The 17090-nt window shown below is 38.6% G+C and carries 15 protein-coding genes; 5 read left to right on the top strand and 10 right to left on the bottom strand.

The window, feature by feature from the left end; all coding sequences use genetic code 11:
- Window positions 1-344: 344 nt before the first annotated feature.
- The 7 genes from ilvA to folP form a co-directional block, all read right to left on the bottom strand.
- Window positions 345-1607, bottom strand: coding sequence for a threonine ammonia-lyase (gene ilvA, locus FFS26_RS19945; RefSeq protein WP_137905929.1), 1263 nt, complete (start codon window positions 1605-1607; stop codon window positions 345-347).
- An 11-nt stretch (window positions 1608-1618) separates the two neighbouring features.
- Window positions 1619-2665 (bottom strand): ketol-acid reductoisomerase, encoded by a 1047-nt coding sequence (gene ilvC / locus FFS26_RS19940; RefSeq protein ID WP_110009246.1) that lies wholly within the window; start codon window positions 2663-2665, stop codon window positions 1619-1621.
- A gap of 39 nt (window positions 2666-2704) precedes the next feature.
- A complete protein-coding gene (locus tag FFS26_RS19935; protein WP_110009245.1) occupies window positions 2705-2986 on the bottom strand; it encodes a hypothetical protein in 282 nt (93 codons plus the stop codon).
- 18 nt (window positions 2987-3004) lie between these two features.
- Window positions 3005-4726 carry a biosynthetic-type acetolactate synthase large subunit gene (ilvB, locus tag FFS26_RS19930; protein WP_137905928.1) on the bottom strand — a complete coding sequence of 574 codons (1722 nt, stop codon included), beginning with the start codon at window positions 4724-4726 and terminating at the stop codon, window positions 3005-3007.
- Between the two features lie 5 nt (window positions 4727-4731).
- Window positions 4732-6414 (bottom strand): dihydroxy-acid dehydratase, encoded by a 1683-nt coding sequence (gene ilvD, locus FFS26_RS19925; protein ID WP_137905927.1) that lies wholly within the window; start codon window positions 6412-6414, stop codon window positions 4732-4734.
- Between the two features lie 179 nt (window positions 6415-6593).
- Window positions 6594-7466 (bottom strand): branched-chain-amino-acid transaminase, encoded by an 873-nt coding sequence (ilvE, locus tag FFS26_RS19920; protein WP_110009242.1) that lies wholly within the window; start codon window positions 7464-7466, stop codon window positions 6594-6596.
- Between the two features lie 370 nt (window positions 7467-7836).
- Window positions 7837-8607, bottom strand: a complete 771-nt coding sequence (folP, locus tag FFS26_RS19915; protein WP_171006359.1) for a dihydropteroate synthase — start codon at window positions 8605-8607, stop codon at window positions 7837-7839.
- A 476-nt stretch (window positions 8608-9083) separates the two neighbouring features.
- Here folP and FFS26_RS19910 point away from each other — a divergent pair, with 476 nt between their 5' ends.
- The 4 genes from FFS26_RS19910 to tpiA all read left to right on the top strand — a co-directional run bounded on the left by FFS26_RS19910 (window position 9084) and on the right by tpiA (window position 12001).
- Window positions 9084-9650, top strand: coding sequence for a DUF1599 domain-containing protein (locus FFS26_RS19910; RefSeq protein ID WP_110009240.1), 567 nt, complete (start codon window positions 9084-9086; stop codon window positions 9648-9650).
- A gap of 1 nt (window position 9651) precedes the next feature.
- Window positions 9652-10761, top strand: coding sequence for a BT_3928 family protein (locus tag FFS26_RS19905; RefSeq protein WP_137905925.1), 1110 nt, complete (start codon window positions 9652-9654; stop codon window positions 10759-10761).
- A 94-nt stretch (window positions 10762-10855) separates the two neighbouring features.
- The gene (locus tag FFS26_RS19900; protein WP_110009238.1) at window positions 10856-11203 is read left to right on the top strand and encodes a TerB family tellurite resistance protein; all 348 of its coding nucleotides are present in this window, start codon (window positions 10856-10858) and stop codon (window positions 11201-11203) included.
- Between the two features lie 39 nt (window positions 11204-11242).
- Window positions 11243-12001, top strand: coding sequence for a triose-phosphate isomerase (gene tpiA, locus FFS26_RS19895; RefSeq protein WP_110009237.1), 759 nt, complete (start codon window positions 11243-11245; stop codon window positions 11999-12001).
- Window positions 12002-12069: 68 nt separating this feature from the next.
- Here the strand turns inward: tpiA and FFS26_RS19890 are convergent, their stop codons facing one another.
- The 3 genes from FFS26_RS19890 to dnaG form a co-directional block, all read right to left on the bottom strand.
- Entirely contained in the window at window positions 12070-13338 is a 1269-nt protein-coding gene (locus tag FFS26_RS19890) for an esterase-like activity of phytase family protein (RefSeq protein WP_137905924.1), read from the bottom strand.
- A 415-nt stretch (window positions 13339-13753) separates the two neighbouring features.
- Window positions 13754-14440 carry an ATP-dependent Clp endopeptidase proteolytic subunit ClpP gene (gene clpP / locus FFS26_RS19885; protein ID WP_027373257.1) on the bottom strand — a complete coding sequence of 229 codons (687 nt, stop codon included), beginning with the start codon at window positions 14438-14440 and terminating at the stop codon, window positions 13754-13756.
- A gap of 112 nt (window positions 14441-14552) precedes the next feature.
- Window positions 14553-16538: a DNA primase gene (gene dnaG, locus FFS26_RS19880; protein WP_062671270.1), complete on the bottom strand. Its 1986-nt coding sequence runs from the start codon at window positions 16536-16538 to the stop codon at window positions 14553-14555.
- Window positions 16539-16641: 103 nt separating this feature from the next.
- Here dnaG and tsaE point away from each other — a divergent pair, with 103 nt between their 5' ends.
- On the top strand, window positions 16642-17049 hold the full coding sequence (gene tsaE / locus FFS26_RS19875) for a tRNA (adenosine(37)-N6)-threonylcarbamoyltransferase complex ATPase subunit type 1 TsaE (RefSeq protein ID WP_110009234.1): 408 nt from the start codon (window positions 16642-16644) through the stop codon (window positions 17047-17049).
- Window positions 17050-17090 lie beyond the last annotated feature (41 nt).

Raw genomic sequence — 17090 nt, 5'->3', positions numbered from 1 at the left:
AAAACTTTATTATTCTTAATGGTTCAAAAATTATTTTTAATCTACTTCTTTTGTCTTGAAACAAAAGAATCAAAAATTCAAGACTCAGAAACTTCAGCTAAAAATGAAATCTGTTCTCTAAAAACTCTGAACTCGTGCGGAAACGATCTATGTTTAGAATCATATTTGGTCCCGCACTAAAACAATAGAGTTTTTTAACGTTCACAGAATTCATTTTCTTAACGCTTCAGTTTCTTATGTCATTGATTCTGTCAAAAAAAAGCTTCACTGATTGTGAAGCTTTTTCATCATTGTGTTTTTAGAATCTGATTTGTGCACGAAATAATTTAGTATTGAATATGATTTTAAATAAGCAAATTCATCAGAGAAGGATCATTGTTCAGATAGTTGACAAAGAAATCATATTGTTTCATCTTATCAATTAAAGGAATGAAATCTTTGTTTTGCTTCAGAGCAATTCCTACGACTGCAATTCCTTTTTCTTTTGAATTTTTTTGAGTATATTCAAAATAAGTGATGTCGTCATCAGGCCCCAGTACATCCATTACAAAGGTTTTCAATGCTCCGGGACGCTGTGGGAATCTGACCAGAAAATAATGCTTTAGTCCTGCATGAAGCAATGCTTTTTCCTTGATTTCTTCCATCCGGGTAATGTCATTATTGCTCCCGCTGATAATACATACTACGTTTTTACCTTTTATTTCCTCCCTGTATTTTTCCAATACTGCTACTGAAAGTGCTCCCGCCGGTTCAACAACAATAGCATCTTTATTATACAAAGACAATATGGTTTCACAGACAAGTCCTTCATCCACGGTAGCCATATCGTACAGGATATCTTTACAGCGTTCAAATGTAATATCTCCCACTTGCTGTACCGCTGCTCCGTCTACAAAACGACTGATCTTTTCAAGAAGAACAGGTTTTCCTTTTTCAAGGGCTTTTTTCATGCTTGCTGCTGCGGAAGGTTCTACCCCGATAATCTTTGTTTGCGGAGACAGATGCTGAAATACAGTGCAGATTCCTGCTGCCAGTCCGCCGCCGCCGATCGGTACAAAAAGATAATCAACCACACCTTCTGTCTGTTCCAGAATCTCCAGTGCTGTTGTTGCCTGTCCTTCAATAATCGCCGGATCATCAAAAGGATGGATAAATACGCTGTTATGGTCTTTACAAAACCTCATCGCAGCATCTTTGGATTCATCGAATGTGTCTCCAAATAAAACAACATCAATGTATTCTCCACCGAACATTTTCACCTGTTCAAGCTTTTGCCCGGGAGTTGGCAAAGGCATGAAAATCGTTCCTTTCACCTTCATGGTCCGGCATGCAAATGCAACTCCCTGCGCATGATTTCCTGCACTGGCACACACAACACCTTTTGAAAGTTCTTCCTCAGACATGGTGGCCATCTTGTTATAAGCACCTCTTATTTTATAGGATCTGACCCTTTGAAGATCTTCTCTTTTAAAATAAATATTCGACTCATAAATAGCTGACAGATTGTTATTGACAGCCAAAGGTGTTTTTACCACTACATTTTTTAATCGTTCCTCCGCTTTATAGACATTCTCTAAAACGGAGGAACTTACTCCCTCTTTCATCATCCGTTTACTTATTAATTATTTTCTGGTCTCAGGCTTCGTACTGTTTTCCCGGCCTTCCACATTTCACTTTCTCTTAGTTCACTAAGTTCAGCTTCCAGTTTTTCACGGTAATCCGGTTTGCTGTTGCTGTCAATGGAACGTTGAGCTTCATTTCCTTTGGCTACGTTGTCATACAGTTCTTCAAACAAAGGCGAAGTAGCATCTCTGAAGCGCTTCCACCAGTCCAAAGCTCCTCTCTGAGCGGTTGTACTGCAGTTGGCATACATCCAGTCCATTCCGTTTTCTGCTACCAATGGCATTAATGACTGAGTCAGTTCTTCTACGGTTTCATTAAAGGCTTCAGAAGGGCTGTGCCCATTTTTTCTCAATACGTCATACTGAGCAGCAAATATTCCCTGTACGGCTCCCATCAGCGTTCCGCGTTCTCCGGCAAGATCGCTGTATACTTCTTTTTTAAAATCGGTTTCAAAAAGATATCCGCTTCCTATAGCAATTCCCAATGCTGTTACTCTTTCTCTGGCTTTTCCTGTAGCATCCTGATATACGGCAAAACTGCTGTTCAGACCTCTGTTCTGCAAAAACATTCTCCTCAAGGATGTCCCTGAACCTTTTGGTGCTACAAGAAATACATCTACATCGGCTGGAGGAACGATTCCTGTACGCTCGCTGAACGTAATTCCGAAACCATGAGAAAAATACAACGCTTTCCCTGGAGTAAGATGCTGTTTTACTTTCGGCCAGTATTCAATCTGTGCAGCATCACTCAGAAGATAGCAGATAATGGTTCCTTTTTCCAATGCTTCTTCAATTTCAAATAATGTTTCTCCCGGTACAAATCCGTCTGCTATTGCTTTATCCCAAGATTTGGAGTTTTTTCTCTGCCCTACAATCACATTAATTCCGTTATCTTTCTGGTTCAAAGCCTGCCCGGGCCCCTGTACTCCATAACCAATTACTGCTACAACTTCATCTTTTAGTGCTTCCTGAGCTTTTTCCAACGGAAATTCTTCTCTTGTTACTACGTTCTCCTCTACTCCTCCAAAATTCAATTTTGCCATTTTTTTTGATTTTATTTATTGATGTTTAATTTTTTGCGCTTAACTAGCATATTCTACTGCGGTCAGATATGGATTTCTGTGGTAATGTACTTCCAGAACGTCTACCTGCTTTTCCATTTGCCTGCTGATCTTCTGAACAGAATCTTCTGTTTCTCTGATAACAATAACAAACTTTTTTACTTTTTCCATTTCTGAAGGACCAACATTAAAGGTCACCATAGAGATTCTTCTTCTCGAAAAAATAGCATTGATGCGGCTGATTAATCCTAAATAATCTTCTGTATACGCTGTAATGGTATATTCTTTATGATCTGTTTTCATCTTTTTTATTTTTAAATTTTATTTATTATTTAATACAATTTCCGAAACACTTTTTCCCTGAGGGATCATCGGAAATACATTGTGTTCTTTTCCTGTCATTACTTCAAGGAGGAAAGATCCTTTGTGATCCAACATTTCACGGAGCGCCCATTTTAAGTCTTCCCTCTCGGATACTTTTTTTCCGGGAATATTGTATCCTTTCGCCACCTGAACGAAATCGGGACTCTGGATATCTACTGAGGAATACCTTTCTTCGTGAAACAATTCCTGCCACTGCCTTACCATTCCCAGATAGCAGTTATTCAGAATTAAGATCTTCACTTCCGGATGATACTGCATAATGGTTCCCAGTTCCTGAATATTCATCTGAGCTCCCCCGTCTCCCATTACAGCAATAACAGGACGGTTTGTTTCTGCATAAGACGCTCCTATCGCAGCGGGAAGACAGAAACCCATGGTTCCCAGCCCACCGCTTGTGACATTGGTTCGGGAATGTTTGAACTGAGAGTATCGGCAAGTCGCCATCTGATGCTGTCCTACATCTGTTACAATTACTGCTTCACCTGCTGTTATCTCATTCAACTGGCGGATCACCTCTCCCATTGTAATCTCACCTTCTTCAGGGTAGAGCTCCGTATGAATCAGGTTGATGTTTTCAATTTCATGGCATTTTTTAAATCTTTTATGCCAGTGATGATGTTCTCTTTTTACGATCTTTTCTGTAAGAAGAGGAAGCGTATGTTTGCAGTTTCCCAGAACGGGAACATCTGCTTTTACATTTTTATTGATCTCCGCATTGTCAATATCCAGATGAACAATCTTTGCCTGTTTTGCATACTGATCCAATCTTCCGGTCACACGGTCATCGAACCGCATTCCTACAGCAATCAGAACATCACATTCATTGGTTAATATATTCGGGCCATAGTTTCCGTGCATTCCTACCATTCCTACCGCTTGTGGATGATGAGTTGGAATAGCACTCATTCCCAGAACCGTCCATGCTACCGGAATTCCTGATTTTTCTGCAAACTGTAAGAACTCCTTTTCAGCTTTTCCGAGCATAATCCCCTGTCCTGCAATAACAAATGGCTTTTCTGCATTATTGATCAACGCTGCAGCTTTTCCGATATTTTCCATACATGGATCGGGATCCGGTTTATAGCTTCGTAATGCGTGGCATGGTGAATAGCCTTTATAAGCAACAGACTGCAGCTGGGCATTTTTAGTCACATCAATCACTACGGGCCCGGGACGGCCTGACTTTGCAATGTAAAATGCTTTTGCCAATACTTCGGGAAGCTCATGAGCATCCGTCACCTGATAATTCCACTTGGTAACCGGACTTGTGATGTTCATAACATCTATTTCCTGAAAGGCATCAGTTCCGAGAAGGTGTTCAAAAACTTGTCCCGTAATACATACCAAGGGGGTATTATCCAATAGAGCATCTGCCAAACCTGTGACAAGATTGGTTGCTCCCGGGCCGCTGGTAGCCAGTACAACACCGACTTCTCCTGAGACTCTTGCAAGACCTTGTGCTGCATGCACTGCCGCCTGCTCGTGACGTACAAGGATATGTTTCAGGTTCTCTTTATAATCGTAAAGGGCATCATAAATTGGAATAATGGCACCTCCCGGATATCCGAAAACGGTTTTCACTCCTTCCTGAAGAAATGCTTCAAGAATGATCCGGCTTCCGCTCAGTTGTATTTCTGTTGATAAATTCGGGTTTTCCATATTTTTTATTGAGTGATTTCGTCCGTTACACAGCCTTCTGCCGCTGATGATACTGTTAATGCATATTTATAAAGCAGTCCTTTCTGTACTTTAAGAGCTGGTTTTTGCCACCCTTTTTTTCTTCTTTCTATTTCTTCTTCTGAAACTTTGAGCTGTATGGTGTTGTTGACAGCATCAATTTCAATCAGATCATCATCGTTTACAAAAGCGATAAGACCTCCTTCATGAGCTTCGGGAGTGATGTGTCCTACTACAAAACCATGAGTTCCTCCGCTGAATCTTCCATCGGTAATCAAAGCCACACTGCTTCCCAGTCCTGCCCCGATCAGCGCGCTCGTGGGTTTCAGCATTTCAGGCATTCCGGGAGCGCCTTTCGGACCTTCATGACGGATGACAATCACATCGCCATGCCGGACGGTTCCATCCTGAATTCCTCTGATCAGATTTTTTTCGCCATCAAATACACGCGCTTTTCCTACGAAACGTTCTCCTTCTTTACCTGTAATCTTTGCCACACTTCCTTTTTCAGCAAGATTTCCATATAATATTCTCAGGTGACCTGTCTCTTTTACAGGCTCTGATAATGGTTTAATAATCTTTTGAGTAGTAAAATCCAGATCGGGAACATTTTCTAAATTCTCTGCAACTGTTTTTCCGGTTACCGTTAAACAATCCCCATGTAATAATCCCTGGTTCAAAAGGTATTTCATGACGGATGGTATTCCCCCGTGCTCATACAGATCCTGCATCAGGTATTTCCCGCTTGGTTTTAAATCTGCCAGCACCGGAGTTTTATCACTCATTTTTTGGAAATCATCCTGAGTAAGCGGTACTCCCACACTTTTTGCCATAGCTATAAAATGCAGAACGGCATTGGTACTTCCTCCAAGAATAACAATCATGCGCAGTGCATTTTCAAAAGCTTTGCGGGTCATAATATCCGAAGGTTTAATGTCCTTTTCCAGTAATACTTTCAGGTATTTTCCTGCTTCAAGGCATTCTTCCTGTTTTTCTTTGCTTAAAGCCGGGTTGGAAGAAGAATATGGAAGGCTCATTCCTAAAGCCTCTATCGCGGAAGCCATTGTATTTGCTGTATACATTCCACCACATGCACCGGCTCCGGGGCAGGAATTTTTTACAACCCCATCAAAATCTTCTTCAGTAATTTCTCCTGCAATCTTTTTTCCTAAAGCTTCAAAAGCAGAAACGATATTAAGCTGTTCTCCTTTGTAGCATCCGGGAGCTATGGTTCCTCCGTACACCATGATGGATGGTCTGTTCAGTCTTCCCATTGCGATGATGGTTCCCGGCATATTTTTGTCGCAGCCCGGCAATGCAATTAATCCGTCGTAGTATTGCGCTCCACAGATGGCTTCGATGCTGTCGGCAATCACATCACGGCTTACCAGAGAATAGCGCATTCCGTCTGTTCCATTGCTCATTCCGTCACTTACTCCGATGGTGTTAAAAATCAATCCGGCTAATCCGTGGTTCCATGTTCCTTTTTTTACTACCTGGGCAAGATCATTCAGATGCATATTGCAGGTGTTTCCGTCATAGCCCATACTGGCAATTCCGACCTGAGCTTTGTGCATGTCTTCTTCTGTAAATCCTATCCCGTACAACATGGCTTTGGCTGCGGGTTGTTCACTGTTTTGCGTGAATGTTTTTGAATATTTATTTAACATACTTTTCCTACATTTTCTATTCTTTTCTCTTCTTCAAATAGAGTTTTTTACTAAATTTTGATCCAAAACTACATTTTGTAATATTCTTTTCATTTTCGTTTTTCCAAAAAACTACAATATTCAATTGTTTAAAAAATGAATTTATTTATTTGATAATCAAATGTTTATATTCTTAAAATTTACAATGACAGAACTCTTACCAATTTCAAATATGCCTGTTGTACTCTCCTGCTCTCCGTATTTTCCCAATTTTTGGAAAATGGAACATCATCAAGTGAATCCAGGGCAACAATTTCTGCTGCCGTACCACAGAAAAAGCCTGCATCTGCACCTCTCATTTCTTCAGGTTTGAAAAAAGTTTCCTTTACCGGAATAGCTAGCTCGTTACAAATTTCCATAACGGTTTGCCTAGTAATGCCCGGAAGAATACTTCCTTTGGCGGGAGTATATAAAACTCCGTCTTTTTCGTAGAACACATTGGCTCCTGAACTTTCGGCAACATTTCCGTTTTCATCAAGAACCAGCGCTTCATCATAGCCTTTATCTTTCGCATCCTGGCAGGCCAATATTGAGTTTACATAATGTCCTCCTACTTTGGCTTCCACCTTGAATGCCTTAGGATTAGGACGTTGAAAGGGGGAAGTCATAATTTTCATTTTATCCGCCAGATAGCCGTTGTTCCATTCCCATGCAAGAAGAGACAGATAAGATTTTTGTCCTTTTGAAAGTGACATATTGGGCGAACACGTAACCAACGGACGGATGTAAGCATCTGTAAACCCATTACGATCCAGAAGTTCATAGGTAAGTTCTGTAAGCTGATTTACGGAATAATCAAAAGGAATATGCATGAGTTCTGCTGATCTTTTCAGTCTTTCGTAGTGTTCTTTTGCTTTGAAAATTTGAGTTCCATGATCTGTGCTGTAGGATTTTATGCCTTCAAAAACAGAGTAACCATAGTGAAGTGACTGGCTGTAAAGATCAGTTCCCGCATCTTTTGCTTTCGTAAATTTTCCGTCAAAGTAGATGGTCGTGTCATCGTTGTAATACATGTTATAGAGGTTTAAAAAATTAACAAATGGAAATAAAAAAAACCCTCTCACGCTGTGAGAGGGCTCAATATATGTACAGTCATACACCTTCCTTCTCACAGCCGTAAGGGAATAATAATGACGATAATAATTACTGATAATAACTGATACATACTTTTACACTATAAAAAATTAAAAACAAAAAAACCGTTTCATAGTTTGAAACGGTTTTATATATAATTTAAATTAAAATCTATTTAAAATGCCGTTTCCTTACTGTTGTTAATGACAACAGCAATAATAGAAATGACAATAATATTTTTCTGATTCGTAAAATTCATATTGCAAATGTATAAACTTTTTAAGTACTCACAAGTTTTTTTTGTACTTTTTATTTTTTTCGTAAAAAATGGTTCAGTGTTTCCTTTGCTTCAGCCACATCATGAACCCTCAAAATTTTAGCTCCCTGTTCCAATACTTTCATGTGCAGTTTCTGTGTTTCCTCATTGATGTCCAGCGGTGATTTTCCCAGAGGCCTGTAGATAAATGACTTTCTGGAAATCCCTATCAGCAGAGGAAATTTTCCGAACCCGAGGTATTCAACTTCATGGATCATTTTCATCTGGTCTTCCACTGTTTTTCCAAAACCAAAACCGGGATCAAGAATGATATCATTCACTCCTTTTTCTAAAAGTTCTTTTGTTTTTTTTGAAAAATATTGGTTCACTTCCAGTGTAATATCTTCAAACTTTATTTTATCATGCATGGTTTCGTAAGAAGGATTTACATGCATCAGAATATAAGGAAGTTTCGTTTCAGCAGCTGTATTGAACATTTCCGTATCATACTGACCGCCTGAGATATCGTTGATCAGATCAATTCCTTCATTAAATCCGAATTTCACTGTTTCTGCGTAAAAAGTATCCAGGGAAATCAGGGCTGCCGGAAACTCTTTTTTAATCAGAGAGATGGTATTTCCGATTCTGCTGATCTCTTCTTCAGCACTTAAAAATTCTGCATTGGGACGTGTAGACTGAGGGCCAATATCCAGTATTTCTGCTCCATCCTTCAACAGTTTTTCAGCATGCTTTAATGCTGATTTTTCATTATTAAACTTTCCGCCATCAGAGAAGGAATCCGGGGTCATATTGAGGATTCCCATGATTTTCGGGGTGTCCAGTTGTACTAAACGGCCGTTGCAGTTGATTGAATGAGTTGGAGGGTTTGAGTGTGGGAGAGTTTTAGGGTTGGAGAACATTGAGATTATTATTGATGAGGGTAGATTATAAATGATGAATGATAATTGATGAATGATTTTTGTAGTGCAAAATTAGTGATTTATGAGTTTTAAATCAGAAATTAGAAGTTAGAAGCTAGAAGTTAGAAATTAACGGCTGAAAGTTAGAAGCTAAATGAGCCCTTTTAAACCTCAAAACCAGATCAATCGGATATTGAAACTCTTTCCTCAAATACTCTCTAACCCTAAAAACCCTTCAAACTCTCAAACCCCACAACTCGAATCCCGAATCCCGGAACTCTAAAACTCTCCCACCCTCAAACCTTCAGACACACAAACTCAGCTTATCAAATTGAAAAATCTAAAACCGAATTCGTATATTTGGAAGATTAAGAAGATTTATGTTAAAAACATCAGTACAGTTTGAGAAAGTTATCAGTCAGTGCCGTGATCTTTTCGGCAAAAAATTGCAGGATTATGGTGCGGCATGGAGGGTTTTAAGACCAAGCTCCATTACGGATCAGATTTATATTAAAGTCAACAGGATCCGTACGCTGCAGATGACTGATAAAAAAATGGTGGATGAGAGTGAAGAAGATGAATTTATCGCCATTGTGAACTATTCTATCATTGGACTTATTCAGCTGGAGAAAGGTCTTTCCAATGATTTCAACGAAAATAAAGAAGAAATTTTAGGTCTGTATGACCAATATGCCAACGAAGCGAAAGCTTTGATGGAAAGAAAAAATCATGATTACGGTGAAGCATGGAGAGATATGAGGATTTCTTCGATTACGGATCTTATTTATCAAAAAGTATTGAGAACCAAACAGATTGAGGATAACCAGGGACAAACGATCGTTTCGGAAGGGCTTGATGCCAACTATTTCGACATGCTGAATTATGCCGTCTTCTGTCTGATCAAGTTCTCGGAAAAAGAAAATCAGTTCGAACCCAAAAATATTTAATATGCTCAAAGGTTTATTACGCTTTATTATTGCTGTCATTTTTATCCTTTCAGGCTTTGTGAAAGCCGTGGATCTGGTAGGTTTTTCTTTCAAAATGGAAGAATATTTCTCTCCTGCTGTTTTCAATATGCCGTTTTTTGAAAAGTTTGCCCTGCTGTTTTCCATTATCGTGGTGGTACTGGAGCTTTTCTTAGGATTTATGCTGCTGCTTAAGTTAAAGCTTAAATTTACCTTATCCATATTAATTGCTCTTTGTATTTTCTTTGGATTCCTGACGTTTTATTCGGCTTATTTCAATGTGGTAACAGATTGTGGATGTTTTGGAGATGCTATCAAATTCACTCCATGGCAAAGCTTCTTAAAAGATGTTGTACTGCTGGTAGGATTGATTATCTTATTTGTCCTTTACAGAAAAGATTTCCGTAAAAAAGATGAGTATGGAGTTACTTCAAAAGAGTCTTCCCATACGTTCCAATATATTCTTTTAACAGTCTTTTCTTTGGGAATGATTTATGTTATGGCACAGGGAATCATGCATGAACCGATCATTGATTTCCGTGATTATAAAATCGGGACAGATATTAAAGGTGAAAAAGCTAAAATTGACAAAAACCCTTCTGAATATAAGACATTTTACTCTCTGAAAAATGAAAAAACAGGACAGTTAGTAAAGGTAAATCAGGATGATTATATCAAAAAAACAGAATATTGGGCAGAAGGTTCTCCATGGAAAATTGAAGATGGAAAAAATGAATCTGTATTGATCAAGGAAGGTTACAAATCTGAAATTGTAAAATTTAAGATTGAAGATCCTACAGGAATGGAAGTTACCAATGAGATCATCAACGCTCCAAAAGCTGTTCTGGTGTTTTCCTATCATCCAAAAGAAATCCCTGCTGACCTGCTTCAGAAAGTGGAGGCAAAAGTAAATGCCCAGAAAGGCGCCCTTATCTACGGAGTTTCAACAGAGCCTAATACTTTTAAAACCATCAAAAATGTACTAATGGACGGAACTGCCATTAAAACAATAGCAAGAAGCAACCCGTTTGTACTGATTCTTGAGAATGGAAAAATTGTAGATAAACAACCTGCAAAGGACTACGTTAATTAATTATAAATGATGAATGATCTTTTTAACGAAAGCTAATCGTGGATCAATTATCAAATATCAAATTTAAACACTAAACTTAAACATATAAAAGCTCATGCAAAAATCAAATAAATCAATCGCCGGTTATCATTTATTAATGATTCTTTCTTCTGTAGACGGAGAGTTTGCTCCTGAGGAAGGAATGCTGGTACAGCAATACCTGGCGGATGAATTTCCTTTCAGAATGAACCTTGATAATGAATTGGATACTTTGGCCCTTTTACAGCCTGAAGAATGGAAAGATCATTTTGAATTCCATGCAAGATGTTTCCACGAAGATTCTACAGAGGATGAACGTGTGAAATTTGTTCAGTTTGCAAAATCTTTAATCAAAGCGGACAATAAAGTAACGGAAGAGGAACATACATTCTATGTTCTGCTGAAAAACCTTTGGGGATTATAAACAACAACGAAAAATAAAATAAATCTATATTTAAATCTTATGAGAAGAAAAATAGTTGCAGGAAACTGGAAAATGAACAAAAATGTAATTGATGCACAGCAATTGATGATTCAGTTACTAAGCTATAAAAACAATAACGCTACCAACTGTGAAGTTTGGATTGCTCCACCGGCATTATACCTGATGATGGCAAAAGACGTTTTTGAAAAGGATGAGATCGGAGTATTTTCTCAGGATATGAGCGAGCATGAAAGCGGTGCTTACACAGGTGAAATTTCTGCAGATATGCTGGAATCTATTGACGCTACAGGTTCTTTGATCGGGCATTCTGAAAGAAGGCAATATCACGGAGAAACAGATTCTCACTGTAACAGAAAGATCAAACTGGCTCTTGATAAAGGTCTTATTCCTGTTTACTGTAACGGAGAAACTCTTGAACAGAGAAAAGCAGGGCAACACCTTGAAGTCGTAAAAAACCAGACTGAAGTAGCTCTTTTCACGCTTTCTGCTGAAGAGATCAAAAAAGTAGTGATTGCTTACGAACCTGTTTGGGCTATTGGAACAGGAGAAACGGCAAGTCCGGAGCAGGCTCAGGAAATCCACGCTCACATCAGAAACATTATTGCTGCAAAATACGGACAGGAAGTTGCTGACGAAGTTTCTATTCTTTACGGAGGTTCTGTAAAACCAGACAATGCAAAAGAAATTTTCTCTCAGCCGGATATTGACGGAGGTCTTATCGGAGGAGCAGCTTTGAAATTAGAGGATTTCTCTAAGATTATTGAAGCTTTTAACTAGAATTCATTGATCTAACAATAAAAACGGCGGAATCTTCGATTCCGCCGTTTTCCGTTAAAAAAATCTAATTATTGAATATCGACTACATACATTGTTCCCTTGTCTACTTTACCCGTTTTAGGTAAAATTTTGGATTTTGGATTTCCGTTTCCATCATCTACCACTCCAAAGTCATCATCATTGAAAACAGCCAGTTTATTATTTCCCAGATAAACAATTCCCTCGAATTTATCATGTTCATACCCCAGCTTTGCCACCAGATCTACGGCTAATGTTTTGGTAACAGCTTTTATTCCGGCATTGGTAATTTCATCCCATGAACATTGCTCTAAAGCTTTTCCGTTAACTTTCATTCCGTCCACATCGGTGATATCGGCTCCGTTTACATCTGTTGCATTGCTAAGATTGATTCTGTATACTTTTTTTATTCCTCCCTGAGAACCGAAATTTCCATCTCTTTCAATCACCAGGAATTCATTATTGCTTAATGCGGTAATATCGCACACTGAATCAGAAGCTCCTCCTTCCTGCTTATATAGAAACTGTTTAGTCTGCCCTGTAACCGTATCAAATGTGACAATTCTCGTTAAAGTTTTATTGGTAGCCAATGCCTTACTGGGAACATACATCATCGACTGCATGGTTCCTACCAGCGTTCTTCCGTCCGGGCTCATACAAAGTCCTTCCATTCCTCTGTTAGCTCTTCTTTTCGCTAAAACAGCAGGTAATTTTCTAGGTCCTGTATTTACTCCGATCGGGCTTATCCTTTCCATCTCCATTCCATCAGCACTGTAGTGCACAATATGCGGTCCATATTCATCAGAAACCCAGAATGTACCGTCAGCGGCAGCAACAATACTTTCGCTGTCAAGACCATACTGATCAGTACCTAAGACATTTCCGGAAGCATCATATGCTACTTCCCCTGTGCTCCCCATTCCAACAGGATTTGGAAGTCCGGTAATAGGCTGTCCGGATGGATTTTTAAGTTTAATATATTTGATGACCTCTACATTTCCGTCAGCATTGATTTTAAAATGCATAATGGTTGGAGTAAAATTAGGAGTAAGAAACTTTTTTCCATTCTGGAAGTCGGTGTTAGGTCCTCTATCGGTAATGACATAGAATTCGCCTTTTCTGGTAGGATGAGCCGCAGCTCCGGACCCAAAACCTCCGTTGATAACATCCACTCCGTTTATCGTAGTCAGTTTTGAAAATGGAAACTCCTGAGGGAGTTTGGAATAATTAATATCCTGATTAATTATGGCTGTATCATCATCACTTTTACATGAAGCCAATACTACCAGCACGACTGCAGACCATAGTAATTTTTTCATATTCACTTTTATGGCTGCGAAAGTATAAATCGATTGTAAACTGATCTTAAATATAATGATAATTGTTTTTTAACAATAGGATCTAAAAAGAAAAGCGATTCTGTTACAGGACAGAAATGTTGAATGGTTATAGACCTTTACAACCACCCCGTCAAAAATTCTTTGAATTTTTGCCACCCCTCCGGAGGATGGGAATTTTAACGTCTTCAGTTGGAATTTGGTCAGAATTGTAGATTTCTTGTGAAGTATTTTTTTCCGGATTATTGCAGCCGGATTTCTTCGGAATGATAAGCTGTATTGATAAACCTCCATTCCAATTGTGTCATTCCGCAGAAGCTAAATAGTAGAAATTTTAAACATCATCCAACAAAAAAACCGCACCAGATGGGTGCGGTTCTAATGATTGTATCATCAATTATTTTTTCTCAGTAGATCTTTGTAAAACCTCGTCTACCATTCCGTAACCTTTAGCTTCTTCAGAAGTCATCCAGTAATCTCTGTCAGAAGATTTTTCTACCCACTCATACGTTTGTCCTGAATGATGACCGATGATTTCATAAAGCTCCTGCTTCAGCTTCAACATTTCTCTTAAGTTGATCTCCATATCAGAAGCAACTCCCTGAGCACCTCCTGAAGGCTGGTGGATCATTACTCTTGAATGCTTAAGCGCAGAACGTTTTCCCTTTTCTCCGGCAACCAGTAATACAGCTCCCATTGAAGCAGCCATACCTGTACAGATGGTTGCTACATCCGGCTTGATGATCTGCATGGTGTCATAAATACCCAGACCCGCATATACACTACCACCAGGAGAGTTGATGTAGATCTGAATATCTTTTGAAGGGTCAGCACTTTCCAGGAATAAAAGCTGAGCCGTAACGATGTTTGCTACCTGATCATCAATACCTGTTCCCAGGAAGATAATTCTGTCCATCATCAGACGGGAGAAAACGTCCATCTGAGCAACGTTTAATCTTCTTTCTTCCATGATGTACGGAGTAAGATTCGTTGGGCCATACATTCCCATATACTGATCGGTAACCAAACCGTTGTTTCCTAAATGTTTTACAGAGAAATCTCTGAATTCTTTTTTAATGTCCATATTTCTATTATGTATTATTTTTTAAATATTCTCGAAGTTTAAATTACAATATTTATTCCTAAAATTTTATAGGACTTTTTGTCACAGAATATTAAAATAACTGACTTAAAAATTACCGTTTTCTACCATAGATTCCTTTGATAGGTGAATATTCAATGATATTACTCAATCGCATGGAAGCCTGTTTCAATAACGTAATTTTCTTGATAAGCTCATAGTACTTTCCTTCATCAGTATCCCTGTACACATCCAGCTCTTTATCTGTTTCTGTAATTAAATAATCAATATATCTGAATTTGTGCAGCAAAACATCTCCCTTGATCTGATCTGCCACTTTATCACCGTAATTGGGAGGATAAATATTTCTGGAAGCCCAGTTTTCAAGCTCATCCAACGGGATCAGAGCGTCTACAACCTTTGTGGTAATTTCTTCGTCCATAAAAGATACAAAAAAGTTTCCACTTCTCAACTCATCTTTTTGAATTCCTTCCCTCACCTGAGTAATAATGATTTCATTCCCTTTAACTAAAAATTCATACTGCTCTTCTTCAAAATGATGAAGAATTTCCTCAATTACTGTAATCTGATATTCTTCTCCTTGTTCATTTCTACGTTTCAGAATAATATCTCCAAATGCCAGCATGTGTTCAACAAGTTTGTTCTCCATGAACAGTACATCATACAGAAAAGGATCTTCTTTTTCCTGATCCAAAGGCACAACCTCCATCTTTGGAGCGGCTGTTTTCTCTTTCTGCTGCTGTTGAACATGATGGGTCTGATTCTGTGTGATCTGCTTCTGAACATCCAGTTCATTGAAAAGACTCTGCTCAGAAAGCCCGAATTTATTGGAAACCTCTTTCAGATAAACCTCTCTTTTCAGGGCATTTTGTACGAAAGAGACAGATTTCACAATATCTCTGATTGCTTCAGCCTTTTTAATCGGATCATTTCCGATATCTCTCAGGAGAATTTCCGCCTTGAAATCGATGAAATCCATCGCTTCATTTTCGATATACTTTTCAACGTATTCCTGCGGGTGTTTTCTGGCAAAGGAATCCGGGTCATCTCCATCAGGGAAAAGCAAGACACGGATGTTCATTCCCTCAGTCAGCAGCATATCAATACTTCGGAAACTGGCTTTGATACCGGCATTATCACCGTCAAAAAGAATCGTTACGTTTTCCGTAAGCCTCTTAATCAGTTTGATCTGCTCTGTCGTCAAAGACGTTCCGGAACTTGCCACTACGTTTTCAATTCCAGACATATGAAGTGAAATCACGTCCATATACCCTTCCACCAAAAGACAGGCATTCTTTCTTGAAATCGCCTGCTTACTCTGGTTTAATCCATAAAGAACATTGGATTTATGGTAGATCTCCGTTTCCGGTGAATTGAGGTATTTTGCTGTTTTGACATTATTCTTCAGGATTCTTGCTCCGAAACCTAAAACCCTTCCTGAAAAACTGTGAATAGGGAAAATTACCCTTTCCCTGAAACGGTCAACCCCTGCAGGTGTATTTTCCGGGAAGATGGAAAGTCCGGATTTCTCAAGAATTTCTTTATTATAACCTTTTTCAAGCGCATAAGCCGTGAAAGCATTCTTTTTCTCCGGAGAATATCCCAGCTGGAATTTTTTAATAATATCATCCCTTAATTCTCTCTCTTTGAAATAAGAAAGTCCTATGCTTCTGCCCTCCTGATCATCCCAAAGGATCTCCTGAAAATACGTATTGGCAACCTCATGAATTTTATACAGCAGATCTTTTTCTGTCTGGGCATTTTTTGCTTCTTCAGAAATTTCACGCTGGTCTTCTTCAATTTCAATTCCGTATTTTTTTGCAGCGTGGCGTAGTGCTTCAGGATACGTAAAATTTTCAATTTCCATAAGGAAAGAGATTGCCGTTCCTCCTTTTCCTGTGGAGAAGTCCTTCCAGATCTGCTTACTGGCAGAAACTACAAAACTGGGTGTTTTTTCATCATGAAAAGGACTGAGCCCCTTGTAGTTAGACCCTGCTCTTTTCAACTGCACATATTCGCCCACAATCTCTTCAACGCGGATCGTGGAGAATATCTTATCAATGGTCTGTTTGGAAATCATAGTACAAAAATACACATAAAAAAAAACCTTACAATTATATAATACAAGTGCATTATATTTAGTAAGTTTTATCATTATTTTTGCAAAATAAATTTGCTACTATATGCAGTTCACTATCAATACAATCGAAGACTGGCAGGAAGTTGTTGACACCATCATTCCTCAATTACAACATAATATTCTTTTATTAAAGGGAAACCTGGGAGCAGGTAAAACCACATTCACTCAATTTCTGCTTAAAAACATGGGCAGTAATGACGAAGTAAACTCTCCCACTTACTCTATTGTCAATGAATACAATACCGAAAAAGGGAAAGTATTTCATTTTGATCTTTACCGCTTAAAAAACATTGAAGAAGTCTATGATATCGGAATTGAAGAATATCTGGACAACTCTTTTTTATGCATCATCGAATGGCCGGAAGTCTATGAAGAGGACCTTTACGGTCTTAACTACCATACAATGAGCATTGTAAATACGGGTGAAAACAGAGAGATTTCATTCGATTAAATATTATGTATCTTTGCTCATTAATTGAGTGTAAAAAACAA

Source organism: Chryseobacterium sp. 2VB (assembly GCF_005503635.1).
Taxonomy (GTDB): domain Bacteria; phylum Bacteroidota; class Bacteroidia; order Flavobacteriales; family Weeksellaceae; genus Chryseobacterium; species Chryseobacterium cupriresistens.
Note: the sequence above shows the minus strand (reverse complement) of the source record. Positions and strands in the feature narration are given on the sequence as shown.